The organism is Acinetobacter sp. YH12117 (genome assembly GCF_013418865.1).
Lineage (GTDB): Bacteria > Pseudomonadota > Gammaproteobacteria > Pseudomonadales > Moraxellaceae > Acinetobacter > Acinetobacter indicus.
Window position 1 is genome coordinate 1 of sequence record NZ_VPBF01000004.1, and the last position, 25531, is coordinate 25531.

General features: G+C 46.6%; 26 protein-coding genes and 1 pseudogene. 10 read left to right on the top strand and 17 right to left on the bottom strand.

The window, feature by feature from the left end; all coding sequences use genetic code 11:
* Window positions 1–388: 388 nt before the first annotated feature.
* Window positions 389–913: a hypothetical protein gene (locus FTU55_RS02565; RefSeq protein ID WP_005181937.1), complete on the top strand. Its 525-nt coding sequence runs from the start codon at window positions 389–391 to the stop codon at window positions 911–913.
* A 204-nt stretch (window positions 914–1117) separates the two neighbouring features.
* A complete protein-coding gene (locus tag FTU55_RS02570) occupies window positions 1118–1543 on the top strand; it encodes a hypothetical protein (RefSeq protein WP_104470692.1) in 426 nt (141 codons plus the stop codon).
* 98 nt (window positions 1544–1641) lie between these two features.
* Here the strand turns inward: FTU55_RS02570 and FTU55_RS02575 are convergent, their stop codons facing one another.
* The 3 genes from FTU55_RS02575 to FTU55_RS02585 form a co-directional block, all read right to left on the bottom strand.
* A complete protein-coding gene (locus tag FTU55_RS02575) occupies window positions 1642–2598 on the bottom strand; it encodes a 2-hydroxyacid dehydrogenase (protein WP_180046107.1) in 957 nt (318 codons plus the stop codon).
* Between the two features lie 100 nt (window positions 2599–2698).
* Window positions 2699–2896, bottom strand: a complete 198-nt coding sequence (locus tag FTU55_RS02580) for a hypothetical protein (protein ID WP_005181929.1) — start codon at window positions 2894–2896, stop codon at window positions 2699–2701.
* Between the two features lie 100 nt (window positions 2897–2996).
* Window positions 2997–4271, bottom strand: a complete 1275-nt coding sequence (locus FTU55_RS02585; RefSeq protein WP_016659613.1) for a hypothetical protein — start codon at window positions 4269–4271, stop codon at window positions 2997–2999.
* 121 nt (window positions 4272–4392) lie between these two features.
* Between FTU55_RS02585 and FTU55_RS02590 the strand changes: the two genes are divergently transcribed.
* On the top strand, window positions 4393–5175 hold the full coding sequence (locus FTU55_RS02590; RefSeq protein WP_034598303.1) for a class I SAM-dependent methyltransferase: 783 nt from the start codon (window positions 4393–4395) through the stop codon (window positions 5173–5175).
* A 13-nt stretch (window positions 5176–5188) separates the two neighbouring features.
* On the top strand, window positions 5189–5737 hold the full coding sequence (locus FTU55_RS02595; RefSeq protein WP_168405608.1) for a hypothetical protein: 549 nt from the start codon (window positions 5189–5191) through the stop codon (window positions 5735–5737).
* 63 nt (window positions 5738–5800) lie between these two features.
* Here the strand turns inward: FTU55_RS02595 and FTU55_RS02600 are convergent, their stop codons facing one another.
* Both FTU55_RS02600 and FTU55_RS02605 read right to left on the bottom strand, forming a co-directional pair.
* Window positions 5801–7003 carry a TIGR03862 family flavoprotein gene (locus FTU55_RS02600; RefSeq protein WP_180046109.1) on the bottom strand — a complete coding sequence of 401 codons (1203 nt, stop codon included), beginning with the start codon at window positions 7001–7003 and terminating at the stop codon, window positions 5801–5803.
* A 2-nt stretch (window positions 7004–7005) separates the two neighbouring features.
* Window positions 7006–7656, bottom strand: a complete 651-nt coding sequence (locus tag FTU55_RS02605) for an SAM-dependent methyltransferase (protein WP_180046156.1) — start codon at window positions 7654–7656, stop codon at window positions 7006–7008.
* An 84-nt stretch (window positions 7657–7740) separates the two neighbouring features.
* On the opposite strand from FTU55_RS02605, the gene FTU55_RS02610 reads away from it, so the two are divergent.
* Entirely contained in the window at window positions 7741–7914 is a 174-nt protein-coding gene (locus tag FTU55_RS02610) for a DNA gyrase inhibitor YacG (RefSeq protein ID WP_005181919.1), read from the top strand.
* A gap of 181 nt (window positions 7915–8095) precedes the next feature.
* Window positions 8096–8275, top strand: coding sequence for a hypothetical protein (locus FTU55_RS02615; protein WP_005181916.1), 180 nt, complete (start codon window positions 8096–8098; stop codon window positions 8273–8275).
* A gap of 69 nt (window positions 8276–8344) precedes the next feature.
* Here FTU55_RS02615 and FTU55_RS02620 read toward each other — a convergent pair whose 3' ends face one another.
* The 5 genes from FTU55_RS02620 to FTU55_RS02640 form a co-directional block, all read right to left on the bottom strand.
* Window positions 8345–8989 (bottom strand): MBL fold metallo-hydrolase, encoded by a 645-nt coding sequence (locus tag FTU55_RS02620; RefSeq protein ID WP_180046111.1) that lies wholly within the window; start codon window positions 8987–8989, stop codon window positions 8345–8347.
* Window positions 8990–8992: 3 nt separating this feature from the next.
* Window positions 8993–10021 carry a ferrochelatase gene (gene hemH / locus FTU55_RS02625; RefSeq protein WP_180046113.1) on the bottom strand — a complete coding sequence of 343 codons (1029 nt, stop codon included), beginning with the start codon at window positions 10019–10021 and terminating at the stop codon, window positions 8993–8995.
* Window positions 10022–10087: 66 nt separating this feature from the next.
* Entirely contained in the window at window positions 10088–11116 is a 1029-nt protein-coding gene (locus FTU55_RS02630; RefSeq protein ID WP_127801785.1) for a DUF4062 domain-containing protein, read from the bottom strand.
* Window positions 11117–11228: 112 nt separating this feature from the next.
* Entirely contained in the window at window positions 11229–12098 is an 870-nt protein-coding gene (gene murI / locus FTU55_RS02635) for a glutamate racemase (RefSeq protein WP_127801786.1), read from the bottom strand.
* 46 nt (window positions 12099–12144) lie between these two features.
* The gene (locus FTU55_RS02640) at window positions 12145–12756 is read right to left on the bottom strand and encodes a DUF1285 domain-containing protein (protein WP_035363548.1); all 612 of its coding nucleotides are present in this window, start codon (window positions 12754–12756) and stop codon (window positions 12145–12147) included.
* 188 nt (window positions 12757–12944) lie between these two features.
* Here FTU55_RS02640 and FTU55_RS02645 point away from each other — a divergent pair, with 188 nt between their 5' ends.
* Window positions 12945–14657, top strand: coding sequence for an electron transfer flavoprotein-ubiquinone oxidoreductase (locus tag FTU55_RS02645; protein ID WP_180046115.1), 1713 nt, complete (start codon window positions 12945–12947; stop codon window positions 14655–14657).
* A gap of 61 nt (window positions 14658–14718) precedes the next feature.
* Here the strand turns inward: FTU55_RS02645 and FTU55_RS02650 are convergent.
* A pseudogene (locus tag FTU55_RS02650) lies at window positions 14719–14823 on the bottom strand (IS3 family transposase); the annotation flags it as partial.
* A 220-nt stretch (window positions 14824–15043) separates the two neighbouring features.
* Between FTU55_RS02650 and FTU55_RS02655 the strand changes: the two are divergent.
* Entirely contained in the window at window positions 15044–16015 is a 972-nt protein-coding gene (locus FTU55_RS02655) for an IS481 family transposase (RefSeq protein WP_180046117.1), read from the top strand.
* A gap of 141 nt (window positions 16016–16156) precedes the next feature.
* Here FTU55_RS02655 and FTU55_RS02660 read toward each other — a convergent pair whose 3' ends face one another.
* The 5 genes from FTU55_RS02660 to tusA form a co-directional block, all read right to left on the bottom strand.
* Window positions 16157–17851, bottom strand: coding sequence for a DUF2235 domain-containing protein (locus tag FTU55_RS02660; protein WP_180046119.1), 1695 nt, complete (start codon window positions 17849–17851; stop codon window positions 16157–16159).
* Between the two features lie 4 nt (window positions 17852–17855).
* Window positions 17856–18311 carry a hypothetical protein gene (locus tag FTU55_RS02665; RefSeq protein ID WP_180046121.1) on the bottom strand — a complete coding sequence of 152 codons (456 nt, stop codon included), beginning with the start codon at window positions 18309–18311 and terminating at the stop codon, window positions 17856–17858.
* A gap of 101 nt (window positions 18312–18412) precedes the next feature.
* Entirely contained in the window at window positions 18413–19327 is a 915-nt protein-coding gene (locus FTU55_RS02670; RefSeq protein WP_180046123.1) for a DUF4123 domain-containing protein, read from the bottom strand.
* A complete protein-coding gene (locus FTU55_RS02675; RefSeq protein ID WP_180046125.1) occupies window positions 19328–21979 on the bottom strand; it encodes a type VI secretion system Vgr family protein in 2652 nt (883 codons plus the stop codon).
* A 151-nt stretch (window positions 21980–22130) separates the two neighbouring features.
* Complete coding sequence (gene tusA / locus FTU55_RS02680) at window positions 22131–22388, bottom strand: sulfurtransferase TusA (protein ID WP_005181880.1); 258 nt, start codon at window positions 22386–22388, stop codon at window positions 22131–22133.
* 198 nt (window positions 22389–22586) lie between these two features.
* Between tusA and FTU55_RS02685 the strand changes: the two genes are divergently transcribed.
* Together FTU55_RS02685 and lnt are read left to right on the top strand one after the other, a co-directional pair.
* Complete coding sequence (locus FTU55_RS02685; RefSeq protein WP_005181878.1) at window positions 22587–23426, top strand: HlyC/CorC family transporter; 840 nt, start codon at window positions 22587–22589, stop codon at window positions 23424–23426.
* Window positions 23423–24982 carry an apolipoprotein N-acyltransferase gene (gene lnt, locus FTU55_RS02690; RefSeq protein ID WP_168381709.1) on the top strand — a complete coding sequence of 520 codons (1560 nt, stop codon included), beginning with the start codon at window positions 23423–23425 and terminating at the stop codon, window positions 24980–24982. The genes FTU55_RS02685 and lnt overlap by 4 nt, the downstream gene beginning before the upstream one ends.
* 153 nt (window positions 24983–25135) lie before the next feature.
* Here the strand turns inward: lnt and FTU55_RS02695 are convergent, their stop codons facing one another.
* The gene (locus tag FTU55_RS02695) at window positions 25136–25471 is read right to left on the bottom strand and encodes a hypothetical protein (protein WP_016659636.1); all 336 of its coding nucleotides are present in this window, start codon (window positions 25469–25471) and stop codon (window positions 25136–25138) included.
* Window positions 25472–25531: the final 60 nt, after the last annotated feature.

The following is a 25531-nucleotide window of genomic DNA, read 5'->3' on the forward strand; positions in this document are numbered from 1 at the left end:
GAATAATTCAAGTGAATTTGTTTGAAAGAAGAACTTTAAAAGCTTTATTTTCACCCGATAAAATACCCATAAAACAAGAGGAAGCTCAAATGAGCTTCCTCTTGTGAAAAATTGTGGGACAGCAATGTGGTGCTTTTCCACATTTTTCAGAAAAAATAAAAATAACCTGAAAAATAAATAGATTTTTCATCATTCAAATTATATCTGCTATACCAACTGGTATAAGACTTCGCAGCCAATCCCCGGTTTACAAAAATGCCTGAATTGTTAAGCAGTTGTAGCAAGATTGTGGATGTTTTTGCATAAAGCATATCGGCGCATATTTTTCTCCTTAAGATAGGCACCGCTCACAGCATTGCGTCTGTGGCACACATGCAAGGAAAATCCTATGAAGAAAACTCTCACAACAATATTCATGAGCAGCGCCCTACTCGCGACATCTTCACTGTATGCCGCGCCCGCACTTCAGGCCAATGTCAACGCATCGGCAGCTGTGCAGACGCCACAGGCTGGTGGACTTTTAAATAATGTAGTGCAAGGTACGCAGCAGACCTTACACAGCGCAGGCGAGCATGTCGGTCAAGGATTACATAGCGTAAAAACCACGACCCAGAACACCTGGCAAAACACCAAACAGTTCAGCAATGAAAAAGCCGAAGCCGGCAAAGAAAAAGCCGCAGATTTAAAACAGGCGGCCTATGAACGCTCAAGCGAACTGAAACAGTCTGCCGCCAAGAAAGCCGCAGCAGCCCGTGAACATGCCGCAGATCGTACGGAAAAAACCAAAAACAGCCTGAAACAGAAATCGGCACAGGTACAATTGCACAGCAATGCGCAGGTTGATGTCGATACGCCTGTGGCCAAAGCCAAAGTCAGCAGTAAAACCCATACCGCAGTGGGCGCAGCACAATAATCAAAATGAGAGAACCAAGCCTGCAACCCTGCGGGCTTTTTTAATTTTGTGCTTGAGTTTCAAGACAATTCAGCAGATGCTCAACACAGTAACAGGAATCTTCATGATTTCTTCATGCCTTCAGTTTAGGCTTAGGCTTTCCATTCTCTTTTAGCAGGGGGCATGATTATGCATAAAATGAAATCCGTATTGGCTGTTGGCCTTATGCTCATGGGCACTGCAGTCTGGGCACAAACTCCACCAGCAGAAGCGAATAGCAGCACCAAGCTCCAAGCCCCAATTCAGCCGTATGCCGATAATCCGAATTTACTGCATGTCTGGGCCTATAAAGCACAGCAAGGTGTTTTAAACGCGGCAGATCGGGTTGGTGAAGTGGCAGAAAAAGGTGTGCAAAAAGTACGGCCTTCGGTGCATCAGGCCTGGGAAAATACCAAAACCTTAACCAGCAACACCACGCAACAGGCCAACCAGAAAATTCAGGACACCAAAGAAGCTTTAGGCGGCGCACCGCAACAGCCGGTACCAATTGTACAGGGCAGCTTGAGTCAGCCAGATACCGCTCAACCGGCGGCATCAGTACCTGCTGAAACCGGTTCAGGGGCCACCAGCTATGCCGTGACCGAACTTTAAGACGGGAGTGAGCGAGAGCCTCATCATCACTCGCCTTTTCATTCCACCCAAAAATACGGACCTGAATGCGTCCGTATTTTTTATTGCTTGATATCTGCTTAATTGACCTGACGGATCGGTTGGCCCTGCTGAAACGCGATCACGTTTTCTACCATTTGCTGCACAATCCGCTGCCGCGCATCTACACTGCCCCATGCACTATGCGGGGTTAAAATTAAATTGGGAATAGCTGGGTCTAACAGGATATTGCCCTGCTTGGGTGGCTCGACACTCAGCACATCCATCGCCGCACCGGCAATTTGTCCGGACAGTAAGGCTTCGGCCAGCGCCGCTTCATTGACAATACCGCCGCGGGCACAGTTAACTAAAAACGCGCTATGTTTCATGGCAGCAAACTCAGCCGGCCCGATTAAATCCCGGGTATCTTCGGTCAGTGGACAATGCAGGCTTAAAAAATCCACCTGCGGTAACAGCTCGGCAAAAGGCACCCGCGACGCAGATTGTGGCCGGTTGGCGAGAGCAGCAATTTTGACCTGCATGCCGAAGGCTTCGGCTAGCTTGGCCACTGCCTGCCCCAACTCACCATAACCGACAATGCCCAGCGTTTTTCCAGCCAGCTCGACAATTGGATAATCCAGCAGACAGAACTGGCTAGAACGCTGCCACTGGCCCTGTTGCACCGCCTGATGATAAGGCACAAAAGAAGTAGCCAGATTTAACATCAGCATTAAGGTATGTTGCGCCACTGCGGCCGTGCCATAACCCTGACAGTTACACACCACCACACCCTGGCGGCGTGCCTGTTCCAAATCGACATTATTGGTACCGGTGGCTGAAATCAGGATCAGTTTAAGCTGCGGGCATTGCTGTAATGTCGCGGCATCCAGCAAGACTTTATTGTTGATAATCACCTCGGCAGATTGCACCCGTGGCAGCAGCTCTGCAGGCGAAGTGGTTGGATACAGCGTTAACTGCTGCTGAAAGACAGCGTTTAAGTCTTCTAGCTGTAAATCATCCTGATCCAGCGAGGCAAAATCCAGAAATATGGCGTTCATGTGGTGCATCCTCTCATCATGGCGTGAAGAAATTAAAGCACACTTGTAGCGCTGCGCGTCAGTTCAAAAATGGGATGCCCACAAAAAAACGCCCATGAGTTCATGGGCGCTTGCTGTGATAATTGCGTAAAGAAAAGCGGATTTGCCGAATGACATAAATGGTTAAAGCCAATACCAATAACAGGCCACTGCCGAACACCATATAGGCTGAATAATGCACCGTTTGTGCCGAAGCAACGGACGGAACAGCCCAACCCAGCAGGCTCAGTACCACAACAGACAGAGGTCGAATGGTCATAACACTACCCTACTTTTATCCACTGGTTGTTTTACATCCATCTTCATCTTAGCCTGAATATAAAATAAAACAAGGACTTCGGGGTCAGTGCAGTTTTGGCTTACAGCACCACTTCGGGCTGGGTCACAAATTTGGCACTTTCCGGGCTATCATCGACAAATTCATTGCCGCCAAATTCATCACTACTTAAATTCAGCTGTTTATAACTCAGCACATAATAATCGCTGTATTTTTTAATCACGATGGGGTGCATACCGGCGCTGAGCTCATCCTGTTCCTGAAACAGTTTCATGACCTGACGATCATTCATGGCCACAATATAACGCTGGTCATTCAGCCAGATTTGTACCAGTCCATTGCCCTTGGCATAAATCGGAATCAGAAATTTATGGTTTAAGGCCACAGCACTGGCAGCATAGCTTTCGATCTTCTGGCTAATGACATTAAATACCAGCCCATGGCCAAAACAGTCCATCAGCTGGCGGCGGCTTTCCTGCGGCAGGTTAAACTGAATCCCGAGTTTATGCAGGTCATGCTGATCGACCTGTTTATTGCTGAGCAGCGAGCGAATCAGGTTCTGCTTGAGCTTGGCATCAAAAAAGCCGCTGTCCAGTTGCAGTTCGTTATTTTTCAGGATTTGCCCCAGCGCATGTTTGTGCCGTGGCAACAGGTTTTCAATCAGCTTGCGATAGTAGAACTTGCTGTTCTTTTTGACCTGACGCATCTTCTGGTAAAAATGTGCCGGATCAAAAGGATGGCTAAGAAAATCATTGAGCAAATCGGAACTGGCCAGCACCGCAATCGCATCATGTCCGGTAAACGGTAAATGCAGGGTCTGCAGCGAAGGCAGTACCGCCTGCAGTTTTAAATACTGGGCGCGGTCTTCGGCATAGTGCGGATCATAAATCACGATATATTCGCGCTCAGCCGAAACATCTTGGGGCTGAATACGCATGTCAGCATTGTGCTGCGGATGGAAGAACATATTGTAGCGCGTGTCCAGAATATCTTCCGGATCAATCGAATATTGCGGCACCAGTGCCACCACACGTTGCAAATCAAGCAGGTTGGAATATTTGATGGCCGCATAACCACCCATCGAACCGCCATAGCCAATACGCTGCTGAAACGGCGCAATGGTGGCGGCAATTTCATTCAGCATCGCGCGCATCGACTGTTCGGGAAACCAGGATTTCTCCTTTGGCATGATGCCAACCACATTATAGCCGTGTTTGCTCAATGACTTTTCAGCATTAATGGTCAGGCCTTTGGCGCGGGTAATTAAATCGCCAAAAGAAAAAATCAGCGCCTCTGAATGACCGGGCATCCAGATGACGCGGATATGATCGTCTTCAAAAATTATGTGTTTATCCATTCCCACACCAGAGCTGCACAGCCCTCTATCAAGATTCAAAATAACAAATAGACCGTATGCCGACGACTAAAAAGCGAATATGTTATTTTATAGATGCCCGGCAGATAAAAAAGCGCAAAATATGACACAATTCCTCCATCCTGCAGCAGAACAAGGCTTTTCCACAGCCGCCAAACTTTATCAACAGGTCCGACCAAGTTATCCACAAGCGCTGGTTGCATGGTTAAAAAACCAGCTCAAATCTGATGCCGCACCGGTCTGTGTCGACCTAGGTGCCGGTACCGGTAAATTCCTGCCGATTCTGCAACAGCTTAGCCCGCATGTGATTGCTGTTGAGCCGGTGGCCGAAATGCTGGCACAACTACAGCAACACTATCCTGATGTGCAAAGCATTCAAGCCTATAGTCATGCCCTGCCGCTGCCTGATGCCAGTGTCGATGCCGTCTGCTGCGCGCAGTCCTTTCACTGGTTTGCCAATCTTGAAACCCTGAACGAAATTTACCGGGTGCTGAAACCGGGTGGCCAGCTGTTGCTGATCTGGAATCAGCGTGACACCCGCATCGACTGGGTCAAGGCACTGGCCGAGCATATAGCGCCGCTGGAAGGTGATACCCCGCGTTTTCATAGCGGCCAATGGCGACAGGTCTTTTCGGCTGCAACCGGCTTTAACGCTAACGCAGAAGCTACTTTTCAGCAATGGCAAAGCGGTACAGTTGAACAGGTGGTGTCAAAACGCCTGCTTTCTACCAGTTTTATTGCCGCGCTGCCTGAACACCAGCAACAGCAGCTGAAACAGCAGTTCGAGCAGATGGTGCTGCAATATACAGGCAAACAGCCGCAGCAACAAATTGACTTTCCCTACCTGACCCATGTGTATAGCTTTACAAAAATTACAGAACAATAAGGATGAACCTGTCATGTCCAATCTGATCAAACCTTTATCTCTGGCCTGTCTGCTTGGCAGTGCACTGCTGTTGAGTGCCTGCGAGCGTAATCCGTCACCAGAACCGAAGCAGGAATTAAGCGCCGAAGATCAGGTGCTTCAGGAACTGAAAAGTGAGCCGGTACGCACTTTCCCGAAAACCGAGCAGGACTTGCATGACCTGCAGCTGCTAACCGACTATGAACAGCGCTTTGGCCAGATGAGTGAGGAAATGGAAGTTGAACTAATGCAGATGCAGCAGCAAGGCACGCTGGATGATGTCTTTGCACGAAGCCGGCAAGGTGACAATATCCAGTCGGCCCTGAATATGCTGAAAGCGCTGGATTTAAAAACTGAACAGGGCCGCTATATTCAGGGTCTGATGTATGAATATTGGGATCATCAGGCCCAGCTGCATGCCCAGCAACCAGCTTCAGCTGCATCGGAGAGTGCACCAGACAGCGTTAAAGGTCTGGGGAAATTTATTCATGCCCAAGAGCAATTAGAACACTGGCGCGACCAGTATCCACAGCTCGACCAATAAATAACATCTATCATTTCAGGGCCTAAATAGCCCTGATCTTTACAGGGAGAATGCCGGTGAGTTTTACTGCCCTGTAGCGAGATAGGCATGTACACCTTCCCCAGCTGCCCGTCCGGTGGCAAAACAGGCCGTGAGCAAATAGCCGCCGGTGGGTGCATCCCAGTCCAGCATTTCACCGCAGCAAAATACTGCCGGATGATCCTTCAGCTGTAACTGCGGGCTGAAGGCACTGCGCTTGATTCCGCCGGCACAGCTAATCGCTTCTTCAATCGGGCGAAAACCCGTTAATTCAATCCGCAGCTGTTTCACCTGTGCCGCCAGCGCCTCCGGCTGATGCCATAAGCTTTTATCGACCAGTTCACGCAGCAGACTGCTTTTGGCTGCATCTAAACCGGCTTTACGCCAGACATTGCTAAGTGACTGCTTTTTACTGGGGTGTAATTTTTTGGCCAGCTGCGCCTGGGACTGCTCGGGCAGTAAATCCAGAAACAGCACCATGCGCTGCTGCTGTTTCAGCTGTGCACGTAAGGCCCGGCCCTGCTTATAAATCAGGCCGCCTTCCAGTCCATAATGGGTCAGGACAATATCGCCGATACTGCGCGTATGCGGTTCTACCCAGGCCTCAACCCGTTTTAAAGGCTGACCAAACACTGGCTGCATAAAGCTGGACCACGGATATTCCACCCCGGCATTGCTGGCCTGAAATGGTTCAATCTGCTCTGGACGGAGCCAGTCCTGCCAGGCACCATCACTGCCTAATTGCGACCACGACAGCGCACCACAAGCCAGCACAATCGCATCAAATGCTTCACTGCGCAGTTGCCCATGTTTTAAGTCCAGAATCTGCAGCTGTTGCTGCTCAAGGCCTTTGACCTGCTGGCGGTAATGAAACTGCACCCCATTATCCGCCAGTCGTTTTAACCAGGCCCGTAATAGCGGTGCAGCTTTCATCTCCACCGGAAATATCCGCCCGGATGAACCGACATAAGAGCGAATGCCCAAGCCTGCCATCCAGTCCTGAATCCAGCCAGCATCCCAGCGCTGAATCCACGGCGCCAGCCAGTCGGCCTGATCATAACGCTGAATAAACTGCGGCACTGCTTCGGCATGGGAAATATTTAACCCGGTTTTTCCGGCCATTAAAAACTTGCGTGCTGCCGAAGGCTTCTGCTCATAGACATGCAGGTTATAGCCATACTGGCTGAGCACCTCAGCCGCCATCAAGCCGGCCGGGCCTGCCCCGATAATGGCAATCCACTTGGACATGCTTATTCTTCCACTGCCTGCACTGGCGACTGGCCCTGAAGCGGCTGAAAATCGTCAAAACGGGTACGATAACCCTCCGGTTTGCGAATAATCAGTTGCTGGCACAATTCACCGCGCTGCAAATATTTAATTTCAAAATGGGTCCGGGCAGAATCGGCGGCAATCCGCTGTTTCTCAAACGGTAGTTTCCATAGCGCCAATAATTGCTGTTCAGCTTCGGCAATATATTCAGGGATATTACTGGCCAGGGTAATCTGTCCATTCGGTTGCAAACGTGACAGCAAAAACTCAAAAAATGGCATGTTCAGCCAGCGCTGGGCCGGATTATGCGGCTCCGGATTCGGATATAAAATAAAGCACTGCTCGACTTGCGCCGGATATAGCGCATGTACAATCCACGGTAAGGCATCGGCATGGACTGGCTGCAGATTGGCATGCGGTTCTAATCCATGCTGCTTTTGCATGGCCATAAACTTTTCCCGGGTGCGCTCAATCGCATACAGGGTTTGCTCAGGATGTTGCCCACTGAACAACAGCGCGTGCTTGCCTTTGCCCGCACCAATTTCGATACAGACAGGAGTATTGGCAATGGCTTGAAAGTCACGCGGAGCATGCATACGCTGGGCTTGAAATTGACGAATGGGCATAATCAGATCAAACTTATAAAAAACCGCACAAGTCTATCAAGTGCAGCTGTTTTTGCCTAATCTAATCCGGGATTTTATCAGGAGACCCGCATGCCACGTACATTCCCTTGCCCACGTTGTGGTGAACCTTCTGTCTGGGAAGGCAATGAATTTCGCCCTTTCTGTTCCGAGCGTTGCAAGCTGATTGATTTGGGCGCCTGGGCCAGTGATGAATATCGCCTGCCGACTCAGGATGCACCCTCGGTAGATAACCCGGAAGACTAAAATGAGTTACGCGGTTTTACAAAAAGCCGCTTTTACTGGAAAGGTGTAATAAAAATCCTACACATTTAAAACTTCTTTGCGCAAACAGCGCACACATTTAAAAATTTTACTGCAAAACGTTACCCTATTCGCATTCGGTTCTTTTTTAAATGGCCTCGAGATTCTAATTATCGAGCCCTGTATGCCCACGCTCCTGAAAATTCTTTTTTTCGCCTTTCTGCTTGCCGCAATCTTAATGCTGGCGGTCGGTTTATATAGTCAGGATACGCTGCTGATTGGGGTGGCGGTATTATTTGCCTTAATGGCCTGGCTGGTGGGCATGGAAGCGAAAAAACAGCTGAATGACCCGTTTCGCAAATAAATGGCAATCAAAACGGCGCAATAAAAAAGTCAGCACTGTGCTGACTTTGGTTAGGGTGAGATTTGCAGATTAACCGGCCTGCCCCGCCACAAAAGGATTGTGCTGTTTTTCAAAACCAATGGTACTGATCGGACCATGCCCTGAAATAAACTGGGTTTCATCCGGCAGGCTAAAACATTCACGCTGGATTGAATCCAGTAATTGCTGATGATTCCCACGCGGGAAATCTGTCCGGCCAATCGAGCCTTTAAACAGCACATCACCGGTCCAGAGCAAACCGTAATTGCCATTATAGAACATCACATGACCTGGGGTATGTCCCGGCGCAAAACGCACTTCAAACTGTTCATTGCCCAGCTGCAGCTGCTCACCACCTTCCAGCCACTGATCCACCTCGACCTTTTCAGGAATCGGGAAACCATAACGCGCCGATACTTCCTGAATCATATCCAGCCAGAACGCATCTTCCTTATGCGGACCAATGACCGGCACATTCCAGTGTTTTTTTAAAGCACCGACAGCACCAGCATGATCCAGATGACCATGAGTTAACCATAAGGCTTTCACAGTTAAGCCCAGTGCTTCGACTTCTGCCTGCAGCTTGTCCGGTTCACCGCCCGCATCAATCAAAATAGCCTCTTTACTTTCTGCATCCCAGACGATGGAACAGTTTTGGGCAAATGCCGTGACCGGCACAATTTTGACTTGTAACATGAGTTAAGCGTCCTGTTGAAAATGGGCAAAAGTCTGTTTTAGCGCATCCAGATTAGCCTGAAGCAAGGCATTCAGCAATTGTAAATGATCATCCCGCTGGTTCAGCGCCGGAATATAGGCATAGTGTTCCCCGCCCGCCTGCTGAAAAATCTCGGCATTTTGTATGGCCAGTTCTTCCAGGGTTTCCAGACAGTCGGCAGAAAATGCCGGACTCATGATCTGGACCGATTTGACTCCCTGCTTGCCCCATTCTTCGAGCAGTACATCGGTATAGGGCTTGACCCATTCCTGTTTGCCAAAACGTGACTGGAAGCTGATCGCCCATTGATCCTCATTTAAACCCAGCGCCTGCGCCACCAGTTGAGCGGTTGTGCGACTGCGCTCGGCATACGGGTCGCCTTTATCGGCATACGGCTGTGGAATACCATGAAACGACATCAGCAGTTTTTCCGCCGGACCATGCTTGGCCTGAAATTCGCGCACACTCTGCGCCAAAGCCTGAATATACAAAGGATGCTGATAATAATCGCGGATAATGCTCAGCCCCGGCAAATTGCGCTGCTGCGGAATCCATTTGGCTATAGCATCATACAGCGGCGCGGTAGAGGTTGCGGAATATTGTGGGAATAGCGGCAGGACAAGGAGATGATCTTGCGGCTGCTGGGCCAGCTTTGCCAGCAAAGCGTCGATACCCGGGTTGCCATAAGTCATGGCTGGCACAATATTCAGCTCAAATTCCGGGTAGAGCGGGCTTAAGGTCTGTCTGACGGCATCGACCTGCGCCTGCAAAATCTCGCGCATAGGCGAATCCTGATTCCAGACCATAGCATAGGCATGCGCCACGCGTTTGGGGCGAAACGGTAAAATAAACAGCCTTAAAATAATTTGCCACAGCAGTTTGGGAATTTCAATCACCCGCTGATCAGACAGGAACTGTTTCAGAAAACGTCGTACCGCGGGCACAGTCGGTGCATCCGGTGTACCCAAATTGGCCAGAATAATGGTGATTTTCGGTTTCGCAACAACAGACATCAGGCTCTCAGGAATCATTAGGGAACGCGTTTACTTTAACAGCTTTCCCGTCTGTTACTAAATGAATTAATACGTCGATTTATATTGAAAAACACGATCATTATCAAGCAGGTTACTGTCCAGCAACTTCTGCCCTTTGGCTGTAGTCTGCCATAGCATACGCTGGCGTTCATCCCGGCCGGCCTGCACAATCCAGTCATTCTGGCGCATCTGCATTTTAATGGTATGCAAGGCACGAATATTGATTTGCGCCCGTGCCACCGCATGCGCCCGCGGCATTTCACGCCGCGCATCAGTCAGGCCGGTATCATTTAAATATTCATTCATGCGTTTGGAAAAATATTCTTCCGGGGTCGGATGAATAAAAGTCGAGCCTAAAATACTGAACAGCTGCGCCCAGGTCAGCTGTTTTTGTACTTTCAGTTCTTTAAAATTACCATCCTGATAGGCATGCATCCGGTATTCAAACTGGAAAGCTTCATGCATGGATACTTTGGGCAGGCTTAAAAACGGATCGGCTTCGGTCTTGCCAAGTTCATTTTTTAACTGGGCCACTTTGGCCTGTAGCTGCTCGATTTCATCATGCAGGGCCTGGGTATTTTGCGGACGCACCCAGCCCACCACCGGATAACGCTCCAGCATTTGCGGCATATTGAAACGTACCGCCAGCTCCAGATCACGCAAGCTGCGATAGCAAAACACCTGATCAACTTCCTGCTGCAACAGGCGACGGAATTCTTTAAATTTTTCCCGCAGTTCAGGTTTGGCATCCTGCAAGCTGGCATCACGTGAATCCGGATCTTCGTGCATAAACACAATCATCGGTTTCTGCTTGGTGACCGCGTAAATATATTCCAGATGCATATAGCCCACACCCGATACCGACTGCTCGCCATACTGGCTGCCCAGTAACAGCACCACATAGTCGCAGTCATCAATCTGACGACGAGCAAATGCCGTACTCAATGGCGTACGCTGCTCCAAGCCCCAGGAAAAGAAGCCCATTCCCACCAAGGTCTGTGTCAATACCATGCGTTCCGGCTGCATCTCTGAACCGGACGTAGAGATAAATACCTGATAGCGTTTATCGAGCATTGGCTCTCCTTCCCTCAATAGCTGAAGCGCCCAATGGGCATCAGTATTGTTCCCCAATCAAAAAAATAAGTCATGCTGAAGCAATCATGTTGCTTTCTTTATGGAGCCTGGCTTAGCGAGGCAGATTGGAAATTTTCCAGCGGATCTGCTCAGGCATCAGACGCCCGACAATCGGTTGTAAATGTTCAGCATTTTGACCGCTGACATAACAATGAATCTGCACCTGATCGGCTCGGCTCTGTTCAAATAATAACTCATTTTTCGTTAAAATGCGGGAAGTTTGACGCGCAACGGCAGTTCCTGAGTCAATTAATGTCAATTTCTGACCAAAAATAGACTGAATCGCAGTTTTTAAGAAGGGATAATGGGTACACCCCAGCACCAGATGATCTGCGCCAGCATCCACCACTGGCTGTAACAGTTCACTTAAAGTAGTTAAACAGGCAGCACTCATTTGCGCTCCGCTTTCCACAAAAGGCACCAGTTCAAGCGAAGTTAAAGGAATCACCTTGACCTCGGCCGGCAAGGCAAAACGCTGAATCACGTCTTTAATTAGCTGGCCACGAAAGGTCGCCGGTGTCGCCAGCACAGCCACGGTTTTGGTTTTGCTCTGCAGTACCGCCGGTTTTAAGGCTGGGACCAAACCAACAATCGGGAAATCTTCCCCATAATGCGCACGCAGATAATCCAGACTAAAAGCCGAGGCAGTATTGCAGGCCACCACTGCAATTTTACAGCCTTGCCGATATAGCCACTCGATAGCCTGAGCGGTCAGTTCGCGAATTTCCTGATCATCACGCGGACCATAAGGCACATGCGCCGTGTCGGCATAATAAACAATCTGTTCATTGGGCAAATGCTGGGCAATTTCCAGCGCCACCGACAAGCCGCCAATGCCTGAATCAAAAATCCCGATTGGCGCATCCGCCTGCGCTCTGGTCATAGGGTGCAACAAAGGAGCAAGGGGATGAATGGCGGTCATGGCAGCGGAATGAGCAGTTTGAAATAGGATGGCTCAAGCTTAAACCTCAGGTGCCTAATTGCAATAGCAAATCACCACTTTTCAGGCTTAAAATTGCATCGCCTTCGGCATTTTCCTGCAAGCTGCCCAGCTCGATCAGATGAAAAAAAGCCGCACGCTGGATCAGGGCATTCAGACCAAAACGCACATGTACATAGGGACGCAACTCCCCTTCATATTCACGCATAAAGATCGGATGCTGCTCATCGACAATCACCAGGTCCTGGGTGGTAGTGGTCAGTTGCAGATAGGTCTTGCCTTCAATATCAACCTGATCTACCTGATTGACAAATAAAGGCTCATCTTCCACCTCAATTTCAATCTGCTCGACCGGGGTTTTTAAATAGAACGTGTGACCTTCTTTCCAGAGTACGGTAGAAAACAGCTCAATTAATGACTGGCGCTTCACCAATTGACCTTCGTGCCACCATTCTCCATTGGCTTTTACCGTTAAATCCATTTTGCCACAATGCTTTGGATGCCAGTGCTCCAAAGGGGGAATTGACCTTTTGTGACCGGGCTGTGCATCTTTTAAGTATTGTGCAATGCCCATTAAATTTTTATCATCAGAAAATGCTACTTTTTTCGTCGGATTTGGTTCATTGTGCTCATTGTTCATCATTGAATACCCTGCTGACGGAAAAATAATATGATTCAGCCAATTGGCTAGACTAAGGTTTAAAACTATACTAGCCCACAATATAAAAGACACGATAGCAAATTTGTGTCTAGGAACTAAGAACACTCATGGCAGCACCGGATTCTGAGATGACGGTTGCCACCTTCTAGTATTATGAGGAGTCCTACATGGAACACATCGAACGTGAATCGATGGAGTTTGACGTGGTTATCGTAGGTGCTGGCCCTGCGGGTCTGTCTGCGGCGATTAAAATCCGTCAACTTGCAATTGAAAATAACCTGAATGATCTGTCCGTTTGTGTCGTAGAAAAAGGCTCCGAAGTCGGTGCGCACATCTTGTCAGGTGCGGTGCTGGAACCACGTGCCATCAATGAGCTGTTCCCGAACTGGAAAGAAGAAGGTGCCCCTTTAAATGTGCCCGTCACAGAAGATAAAACCTTCTTCCTGCTGTCTGAAACCACTTCGAAAGAAGCACCACACTGGATGGTGCCAAAAACTATGCACAACGATGGCAACTATGTCATTTCGCTTGGCAACGTGGTGCGCTGGTTAGGCCAGAAAGCCGAAGAACTGGAAGTGTCAATTTTCCCGGGCTTTGCGGCGTCTGAAATCCTGTACCATGAAGATGGCACAGTAAAAGGCATTCAAACTGGTGATATGGGTATTGGTAAAGATGGTGAACCGACCCATAACTTTGCCCCAGGTTATGAACTGCATGCCAAATACACCCTGTTTGCTGAAGGCTGTCGTGGTCACTTAGGCAAACGCCTGATTCAGAAATTTAACTTGGACAAAGATGCCGATCCACAGCACTACGGCATCGGCATTAAAGAACTGTGGGAAATTGATCCGGCCAAACACAAACCAGGTCTGGTGATGCACGGTGCCGGCTGGCCATTGTCTGAAACCGGTTCTTCCGGCGGCTGGTGGCTCTACCACGCGGAAAACAACCAGGTCACGCTGGGGATGATCGTCGATCTGTCTTATGAAAACCCGCATATGTATCCATTTATGGAAATGCAGCGCTGGAAAACTCATCCTCTGATTAAACAGTATCTGGAAGGTGGTAAGCGTATTTCTTATGGCGCGCGTGCCGTAACCAAAGGTGGTTTTAACTCGCTGCCTAAATTCACTTTCCCGGGTGGTTCCTTAATTGGTGATGATGCAGGCTTCTTGAACTTTGCCAAAATCAAAGGTTCTCATACCGCAATGAAATCCGGCATGCTCTGTGGTGAGGCAGTCTTTGAAGCAATTGCTGCCGGTGTCGAAAAAGGTGGTGATCTGGCCATTGCCCGCGTGACTGAAGGTGAAGATTTCTTTGCAAAAGAATTAACCTCTTATACCGAGAAGTTCAACAACAGCTGGCTGAAAGAAGAGCTTTATAGCGCGCGTAACTTTGGCCCGGCGATGCATAAGTTTGGTCAATGGTTTGGTGGTGCGTTTAACTTTATTGACCAGAACATCTTTAAAGTGCCGTTTACCCTGCATGACTTGGTGCCTGACTTCAGCGCACTGAAAACCGTAGATGCGGTAAGCTTTAAGCCGAACTATCCAAAACCGGATGGCAAGCTGACCTTTGACCGTTTGTCTTCAGTATTCGTATCCAACACCGTACACGAAGAAAACCAGCCTGCACACTTGAAGCTAACCAATGCCTCGATTCCGGTTGATGTGAACTTGCCTAAATGGGATGAACCAGCTCAGCGTTACTGCCCTGCAGGTGTGTATGAAATTATGGAAAATGATGATGGTTCCAAGCGCTTCCAGATTAACGCAGCCAACTGCGTACACTGCAAGACCTGTGACATTAAAGATCCATCACAGAACATCACCTGGGTAACACCGGAAGGTGGTGGTGGTCCAAACTATCCAAATATGTAATCTCGATTGAGATAAAAATAAACCCGCGTATGATCTGACCCCAATAAGTTGGACGGTTTGATTAAGCAGCTTTTAAGGACTGAGTTCTGTATTCTACAGGACTCAGTCCTTTTAATTTAACCTTGATTCGTTCATGGTTGTAATAATGAATATATTCTTTCACGGTCCTCGCTGGAGAACCCTGCCCACACGCAGGTTACTGGTATACATTTGCCAAAGAAAACTCACGCCAATATTTTAAACAGGGAGATATTTTCCCTGATTTTGAAAGTGATTGGGGGATGTGTATTGGCAGTTTGATGGGGAAGAATAAACTCAGTCATGAACGGCTTACTATAACTTTAGTTGTGTGATTCATAGACATCATTTCAATATAATGGGTGTCTATGAACAGAGAAATTCAACAAAGACTCGTATGGGTTAAATTATTTGAAGAGACCAATGATGCTGGCCTAGTCTGTCGGAGATGTGGCATTTCTAGACCAACATTACGCAAGTGGTGGAAACGATATTCTGAGCAAGGTATTGATGGATTAAGTAGTCAGAGTAAACGCCCATTAAAATCTCCAAATACTAACATCAATGCTGAGCTAGAAGCCTTAATATTGGAAATGCGCTCGGCTAGAAATCTGGGTGCTCGACGTTTGCAAACAGAATTGATGAGGCTGCACGGAGTCTCGTTGTCCTTAGCGACTATCCATAAAGTACTCTCCACCCATCAAGTCAAACCGATTAAAAAATTCCGTCGTAAAGTAGATTTCATTCGTTATGAACGCCCATTACCAGGTGATAGAATTCAAATGGATACCTGTAAATTGTGTCCTGGGCCATATCAGTACACATCTATTGATGACTGCACACGATATCGCGTTTTAAGGATATATAAACGCCGAACAGCAGCGAATACGCTCGACTTTTTAGACTGCGTAATTGAAGAAATGCCTTTTCCCATACAGCGAATACAGACCGATCGTGGGCGGGAATTTTTTGCTGAAAAAGTACAGAAAAAATTGATGCAGCATGGAATCAAATTTAGGCCAAATAAACCAGGTTCACCTCATTTGAATGGCAAGGTAGAGCGCTCTCAAAAGACTGATAAATCTGAGTTCTACTCTACTGTCGATATTAATTCTGAAGATATCCAAGACAAGCTAGCCGAATGGCAGCATTACTATAACTGGATGAGACCACATTCAGCTTTGAAAGGTAAAACACCGATGGAAAGGTACTTTGAATTATGTGAAGAAACCCCTTTCTCTGATGAGGTCCATAAGCAATACAACCCATCCAATGAACGGATTCAACATGCCAATTACAAGATGGATTTAGAGATCGCTAAATTGAAACGATCTCTATGAATCACACATTTTAAGTATTTAAAACCAATTCTTCAAATGAGGACACGCCCGAATCTTACGGATGGTCCGAACAATCCAAACAGGTAATTTATTTAATAAAAACCCACTTAGGGTTTTTATTAACTTTCAAAACTTATTATTCTAAGTTTTCTCAAATTCATTGTTTTCATAAGCTATTTGCTCGTGGATAGGTCCTAATTTTTTATCGACTCTTTTACCTTTCCAGCTTCGTTTTGATTCATATACCGTTCGTTGTCTAAAGTAACTAAATGGCTCTGCATTATAGATGAAACCATATTTAGAATCGTGTACATAGCTTGAATAAAAATCTACTGCTTCTTGTGAAACATTTTTTTCCCAACTCTGTAATTCCCAATCATCTATATCGACTAAGAACTCATAAGCTTTAGCAAATGGATAAATGATTCTAAATACGTGTTTTATACCTGTTAAATTAGATTGATCAAATGTGGTGAAATTTTTAGCTGTTTTAACTCTTTCAACTTCAGTGGCCATATCAGCAGGACCGGTTGGTAAAGAAAATCCGGCTTCTTCTCGAGCAATTTGACTCACTGAAAGATAAGCTGGATTTTCTTTTGAATTACCCTGTGCTAAATATTGTTGTCGTTGACGATGTAAAGTTCCATAGGCACCATATTGAAGCTTCATATAATTTATAATGTCTTTTTTTACCTCACCTGTCGAGGCTCCTACTGCTTTTTGAACGGCTTCAAAAAGTTGCTGGGTTTTTTCTTCGATCTTAAACTCTTCATTAAAGATTTTAATGTCATTATTTTCTAATTCGCTATAACCAAATACTTTCACACCTGATACCGCTGCACTTTCAAGCATATGCTTCAAAGGTATACGAGCAAAATTATTACTAATTGTTTGTGAATTTGGCTCATAACCACCACCCACATCGGAATGCATCCCAGGATAGACTATTTCTTTCCATGTTCTTGGGTTAGCTAATTTACCATCTACACAAATTGAATCTACAGGAAAAGCAAAACGTAACTCATTCCCCGCGACTTGATGCACACAATTTTTTACTCTCGGATCGATCACCATGTCTCGACCTTTAAAACTGAATTTATTTGGCATATTCGTCGCCGGTAAGCCAAAAGATGCAACAGTATCAAATATACCTAAAAACTGAATTTCCATCGGTGCAGGTTCTGCTTGACCTGAGATTTGATACTTTAAACTCAAGTCCTCAGTTTCAGTCTTCCAAATCATTTCATTACAAAATACCCGTGCCAGTGCAGCCCCGCGTGAGAAACCAAAGATCGATAAATTAACTTTTTTGATTAGACGATGTTCGTTGAGCTTTGCCTCCATTTTAACTATCGCTTCCTTTTTTCGCGCTTCAACTTGAGGCTTTAAGGTCGCTTCAGCTTGGACTATTTTTTGTTTTAAGGTGTTTTCCAAACTTTTACTGATTTGACTCTCACCATATTCTAAGCGTCTTCTACCACCAACGCCTGTAAAACCGCCCGAAAGATCATGATCTTGCACTTTAGCTATTATGTTATCAACTTTGCTCAGCTCCCCATTAAATGGGGTTCCAACCCCAGAAACATAAATAGGATGATTTAACTTCACTGGCGACTTTGTACGCTCAATTTCGAATAAACTATAAGATTGTGCATTTCGCCATAACTTTGCTGGGTTGGCGAGCTTTCCTTTATCTTGGTCTGCTTCTAAATTGTTTCCTGTCCCATCAAAAAAAACAGAAATATTAACTACATCCGCACAATCTTGCTTGGCTTGTGGAGACTGGTTACTAACATCTTGATTGCTATTTTTTATTTTTTGTAATTGAGAAACCATATTCTTACCTTTTTATTTTTTTATCACTCTCATTTAATTCATCAATTAATTTCGATCTCACTTCTAATCCCATTTTTGTAGCATCAGGCATATTTCGCCCTTCAGTCAATGTGATTTCAACCGTATCATCTGGATAAAGGTGCACTGCTAAATAGCTTTTACCTTTTAAATCCTCCTTTGTTAAGTGTGGGACATTTTTTGCAATATGCTCTTTATAGCTATTTCCTTCCCCCCATTTGATGTATTGTGGACCTGTAATAATCGCAGATCGTTTAGTGGCTGCCCCAAAGCCTCCTCCAACTTCTTCACCATTCACCTGTACAATATAAGGTCTATATCTTGGGTCATAACCGAACGATGTTGTCGTAAGAATATAGGTTTTACTGGAACCTGAACTACATCCTACCAAACCTAAAGCCAAGCCTACTGGCAGCATCACAATTTTTTTAAATATATTCATCACATCACCTATAATTTTTAATTTACTTAAAGAATATTCCTAACTTCACGTTTCTTTGATGCCAAATTAATTGTGTTAGCATAAAGTTATGCTTTATGAGTTTATTCGTTTTCGTCAACTAAACTCTCTAAGTCTTCCATCGCCTGATCCATTGTCATCATCTTATTTTTCACTTTTAGCAGCACACTTTGAAGCAGCTCTTCTTGCTCGAAAGTATTTTTATATATCAACGTTAGACAAATAAAATTTAAAATATCCCGAGTACCTTCCAAACCATATTCACGTGCTAATGCTATTTTTTCCACAACATACTGGTAAAGCTCCCATTCATTAAAGCCCTCAACCAGGAAGGGGTTATTCAGATTTAGATAATAAATCAAATGGTCAGGAAAGGTTGCTTCCACCATCAATTCTTCTTGTAGTAGCGTAAATGTAAACGGATTTTTCCAATCATAAAATTTCAGAGATTCATGACCATTACCACCGATGATTTTATGTAATTTTTCTTTTCGATCCCAATACCACCAACTATGAATAGGCTCTAATAACACTTTCTTCTGCTGGTCTGATAACACTTGTTGCTGAACATAAAGAGTCTGATCTGAAATTTGACCAACTAAAGTACCAAGAATAGCTGGATCCCAAAATGCTAAATACATCTCTAATCCACCTTCAAATTGGACATTTAGAAATTGTCTCAAATGTGAGTATAAACTATCAAAATCTAAAGAACTTATTATTAAGGTTAATCGAGGAGTCCCAACCACGCGTTTAGAGATATAGTGCCACTCGATATTATGATTGTGCCCGAGTTGAACCAAATGAGGTGATATTTCTGCAGCTTTATCACCAGCAGCTTCTGTTAATAAATTGCGATAATGTAAATGTGAATTCTTTTTTAAGAACCAACTGTCTTGTGCTGCATCAGCCAACGCATAAATAAAATAAGTCTTATTTTCCTCAGATGGATATTCTTCAAAAAAATGATGTAAATCAGGATGTAATAAATTTATCATTTATGAACCATCCCCTTTATTGACAAATGCACCACGTTGACTTGCTCTTCGTGCCAAACATTCCCAACACACACTTTGTGGGAAGAATGGTAAGTTCATATTTACTTTCGTGCCAGGTACAAACTGATGCTGCCCCGCTTTCACCTCAAACTTACCACCTGTGGTCGGAAAAATCCCCGAACCAGTAATTCTGAGCTGTGAACCGCCTGCCGTTAAAACAATTTCTTTAGCACTTTTAAAATCAATAACATCTTCTGTGGAGATGACCTGCACCCCCTTTCTGGCAATAAGATCTGCACCATCACCCTGTGCCTGAATCTCAACCTTGCCTTTACCTACATACAGTCGTGCACCATCTTGTGCTGCAAATAAACTCAGTTTCTGGCTGGCATGTGCTATCAAAGACTGCTGCGTACTCAGGTTAATACTCTCTCCTGCACTGTGGCTGATCTGACCATCGGCAGAAAGGTGTACATCTTGCTGGCTACTTAAAGCAATAGAGTTTGGTGCACTGAGAATCATCAGTGCCTGTTTAAAAGCAGCGGCTTTGCTTTCATCCTGCTGTTCGATCTGCTCTAAAAAGTTCTTTAAGTTATCGAGAACTTCTAAAGGATCGGTCTGCTGGTTTTTGGCCACTTCACTTAAGGCTTGAGCATTGTTCAGGCTGCTTTCTAGCTGACTCTTGGCTTCACTGGCATCGAGATGATTGCCTTCGGCTTGTGCCTGTGGATGGGTGGAAATCAGTAAGCCTTCTCCAGCACGTACTGCACCCCACTGATCGGTTCTCAGTTCAAAACCTTCACCACGGCCATCACTTTCAGCGCTGGCTTTGGGATGGCTCAAGTTCCCCAGGTTCAGTTGGGTAGAACCATGACTACTTTGCAGCTGGGTAGAAATCTGCTTCGGAGTATCATCAAAACGTAGTTGGTTAAAGCCACTACCTTCAATTTCCTGTGAGCGGATCCCGCTGAGTTTTTTGGTGTCGGGTAGCTGGCCTAGGGTATCAAAGCGGGTTGGCGAGCGTTCTGCTTCATGTAAACGCCCCACCACAAATGGCCGGTCGATGTTACCGTCGAAGAAGTCGATCACCACAATTTCATTAATCCGTGGCAGGAAACGTGCCCCGTAGCCTTCTCCGGCCCAGGGGGTCAGTACATCCACCCAGGCGGAATCGGTGTCATTGTCATTACTGCCGGCCCCGCCATCATGCTGGTGGTCATCACTGCGGGTAAACAGGAAACGGACTTTAATCCGGCCCCATTCATCGACATGGATGCTTTCGCCAGCAGGACCGACTACCCGGGCGCGCTGTGGATGAGCCGCCGGTCGGTGCCGTAGTGGATGATATTCCGGTACGGTGCGGATATTGCGGCGTTGTAAGGTTAAGGTATTGCCTTGACGTTCATCCGGGTGTTGTTCGTGTTTAACATTAATATGGCTATGCCAGTGGCTCTGGCTGAGTAGTTGGTTAATCTGCTGCTTGAGGTCTTTAGGTAAGTTGTTCTGGTTATAGAACTGTTTGCCGGTAATTAGAAATTCTTTGTCGGCTGCGCTGTGCTGGTCAATTTCGGGATGTTCATTCAGTTCAAACCAGTAGCCGACCTGGGCATCACGGACGGTGGAATGGGCGCTGAAGTATTTGGATTGCAGGTCGTGGTAGTGACTGAGGTTCTGGTTCAGTTTGTCCAGCTGGTTATTAGAGGATGCGGTGGCCTGGTCTTCGCCATTTAAATCCTGCATCCAGGCCGGGCTGATCTGCCAGGCTTGTTCCAGGCTTAAGCTGGCATTGTCCTGATTATGACTGTGCTGGTGTTTGCTTTGTACGGAACCGGCACCTTCTTCCTGGCTGAGACTGTCTGACTGCCAGCGTTGTAGATGTACGGCAGTCGGTTGCAGGCTGCGCTGGGCAATCAACTGGGTGATGCTGTCTAATTGTTCGGTGGCACTGGAGCGATGAAAGCGGATACTGCGACGATTTAAGGCGCTGTACTGGCTGTTGTCATCAATCAGGCGTAATTTCTGGGCCTGAATCGGGCTACTGGAATGTAAGACCTGTAACTGGGCTTCATCAATCAGCCAGTTAATGCCTTCACTGCGCCAGAGTCGGGTCAAAAAGTCATAGTCGGTTTCATTGGACTGCATGATAAAAGGACGCACATCCAGTTCCTGGGTCAGTCCGGTTAAGTCCAGGGTCAGGCTGGCGGCAAAGAGTGGGCTTTTGTTTTGCCATTCTTTAAACAGAATCTCGCTGACTTCGCGTACGCTTTTATTCATAAACACGCGGCTATTACGGCGTTTATGCCAGAGTGCGGTTGGATCTTCTAGCGTAAGTTTATAGAGCGTGAGTGAACCATCACTCTGGCCTTGCGCGGCTGCGGTGATAATACCGCTGCTGCGAAACAGCTGGCCCTGGTCAGTGACCTGATCGACGGCAACCTGCGCGCCGATAAACTGTTTTAACGGAATCTGTGCGTTGGTCGAAAGACAGATCAGTTCGGCATGTAAACCGTCATTGAGCTGGTGTTCACCATCGATGCGCTGTAAAAAAACATCGGCATTTAAGGCAGGCTGAGAAAATTGAATATGGAGGGCACGTTTTTGTGGGCTGAGGCCTAATTTTTCTAGTGCTGCAAATATATTGCTTGGCATCATTGTTCTGTAATAAATAGCTAAAAAAAAGTGTGGCTATTTTATACAAAATAACCACATAAAACATCGCTTCAACCCGGCCGCTTGTTTATCAATATGTAACTATCCGATAAAAAGCATGGCCTTTAAAACCGCGGCATTGTCGGAGGATGACCTAGCCTTTTTTGACCAGATAATGAAATTCTTTATTGCCAGCAGCATCCAGCACTTCTTCCTGTAACAGCAGCTCATGGCCCAAATGCATACAGAATTTTGGAATATCCCACGAAGTAGAATTGTCGGTGGCAAAAATCTCCACCACATCGCCCGATTTAGATTTACGAATGGCTTGATGCAACATCATCACTGGTTCAGGGCAACGCAGACCGCGCGTATTTAGCTGAATGGCAGGGGTAATGGATGAATCAGACATAATAAAACTCGGCGAGATACAATTTTTCTATTCTAACACAAAGCCAGCAAAACCACTGATGCTGCAAGCTGGCTTTATCCGCCTGATAAATCATCAAATTCATTGTTTCAGCGAAAGTCGATAAACAATAGACAACTGTATTTTCTGCGGTATGATTAAATCAAGTTTTTTAGATACAACGAGTCTTTAGGAAGGATCATGCACGAGGAATCAGGCCCATCGTGGGGTATGCGTGGCTTACGTAAATGGTTAGGTACTGCACCGGAAACCCGCGATGAATTGCTAAAATTAGTACAAGATTCACGTCGTTTTTTAGAACCCGATACTGTGGCAATGCTGGAAGGTGTGCTGGATTTGCCGGCCACCAAAATCCGTGAGGTTATGACCCCGCGCACTTCCATGATCAGCTTGCAGGAAGATGATGAGCTGCTGGATATTCTGCATGTACTGGTCGAGTCGGCTCATTCACGCTTTCCGGTCTTTTCTTCAGACCAGCCTGACAATGTAGTGGGCATTCTCCTGGCCAAAGACTTATTACCCTTTCTGACCGAACCAACGCCGAAGGTCGATATCCGGGCACTGATGCGTCAGCCACTATTTGTGCCGGAAAGTGCACGTTCTGATCAGGTCCTGCGTATGCTGAAAAATACCCAGACCCATATTGCTATTGTGATTGATGAATATGGCAGTACTTCAGGTCTGGTAACCCTAGAAGATATTCTGGAAGAAATTGTTGGTGAAATTGAAGATGAGCATGATCAGGCTGATGCCGAAGCACAATACATTGTGCCCGATCATGATCCGCAGACCGCCAACACCTGGCTGGTACAGGCACTTACACCAATTGAACACTTTAACAATGTTTTAGATGCTGATTTTTCTGACGATGAAGTAGAAACTGTCGGCGGTTTACTGCTTCAGGAAATTGGATTGGTGAGTGATCTGCAAGGTCAAATTATTGAAATTGGGGATTGGCAGTTTAAGATTCTTGAAGCAGATGCACGCACTATTCATCTGATTCGAGCTGTACGTCAATGAGGACTTATTTCACCAAGCTGTTAGATTCATCCCAACAACACAAACAGCTCCCGCTAGTTTATCCCCTGCTGATTGCCTTAATCGCAGGTGCCATTTTCAGTTTTGCCCTGGCACCGTATTATTACTGGTGGATTGCCCTGCTGTCTCCGGCCTTGCTTTATGCAGTTTTACGTCAGCGCTCTGCCAAACAGGCCTTTTTTATTGGCTGGGCCTACGGTATTGGCCTGTGGTTTGTCGGTGCCTTCTGGCTATATACCTCCATTCATGTCTATGGAGATACCCCGGCCATTTTAAGCGTGCTGATGATTGCGATTATGGCCTTGGCCATGGGGCTGTTTACCGCCATTCAAACCTGGCTGTATCGCCGCTTCTTCCCGGAAACGCCACTAACTTTCGCTCCGCTGTGGGTGTTCTTTGAATGGGCCAAAACCTGGGTATTTACCGGTTTCCCGTGGCTATTTGTCGGCTATGCCTTTACTGAGCGTTTTCTGGACAGCTATGCGCCCTTATTCGGGGTGTTCGGAGTGTCGTTTGTGGCCCTTATTCTGGCCTGTGCGCTGGTGGAAATTCTGAATAAACGCATCTTCTGGCTGGTGCCGTCATTGCTGCTCCTGGCCGGTGCTTGGGGTGCTTCCCAGCTCAGTTTTGTCAGCGAGAAAGATGAACCGCCGCTGTCCGTGTCCTTGATTCAGGGCAATATTCCACAAGACCTGAAATGGCTGACCGAATATCAACTGAAAACCCTGCTGATCTACAGTGAACTGACCCGCACCGAATGGGGCCGCGACCTGATTGTCTGGCCGGAATCTTCCATTCCAATGTTCCAGACCGATATCGAACCGTTTTTAGCGGCCATGAAAACCGAGGCGGAAAAATCGGGAAGTGCCTGGGTCACCGGTATTCCGTATTGGGACCTGCCTGAATCTCAGCAAAATGGCCAGCCGATGTACTACAACAGTATTATGGCCACCGGTACAGATTCAGAAGGCTTATACAAGAAACAGCGTCTGGTGCCATTTGGTGAATATATTCCTTTATCCGGCCTGTTAAGCTGGGTCTTGCCGGCCTTGCAGAATGATCCATCCATGAGTGGTTTTTCGCGCGGTGCCAAAGAACAAAAGCCGCTGATGATTCATAACTCACCGTTGGGTGCAGCCATCTGTTATGAAGTGGCCTATCCGAATCTGACTCGTCGTAATGCCAGCCAGAGTGATTTTCTGGTGACTGTATCCAATGATGCCTGGTTTACCGGTACAGCCGGCCCGTGGCAGCATTTACAGATGGTGCAGATGCGTGCCAAAGAAAATGGCCGCTGGTTTATTCGAGCCACCAATACCGGCGTGACCGCTTTTATTAACCATCAGGGTCATATTGTGCAGCAGGCTCCGATTGATCAGGAAGCAGTGCTGCGCGGTGAGTTACCGGCAATGCAGGGCCAGACCCTATATACCCGCCTTAGTGATTGGCCGGTGCTGATCTTCTCCTTCCTGTTGCTGGTTTTGGGCTGGATCTATCGTCCACGTAAGGTCGATGTGAGCTTTAAGTCGAGAAGATAATTCGCCTATGAAGTCCCCCTTTATCAAAGGGGGGTTAAGGGGATTAACTTTATAAATCCCTCCCTTACGAAGCAGTGCTTCTCACCCTTTGTAAAAGGGAGGCGTAATAAAAAAACCGAGGTGCATGCCTCGGTTTTTTTATTTTGTCTATATTTAAAGCTGGGTCACCAGATAGGACAGCATCGCCGCCAGAGAGAGCATCGGCAAATAACGATAGACTTTTACCACTGCCTGCTCAAAGCAAGAGGCCTGTTCTGGTTCTAGTTTTAAAATAGTGGCTTGTAGCGCCGACCAGAAACTTAAGAGCAAGCACGAGCTCATCAGGCTCAGGGCGAAGAAACCGACCATAATCTGGCTGCTGCCTTCGGTGCTTTGCCAGAGATGCAAAAAGCCCTGACTCAAGGGAAGCAGGCTTAAAATCAGCAGAACAGACTTCAGCATCGTCCAGTGAAACTGGTTAATTTCATCCGACAAGATTAATGCTTTCATACCATCCTCCAGACAAATATGTGCCTTTTGACTTATTATGAACGGTTTTAATGAAATAAA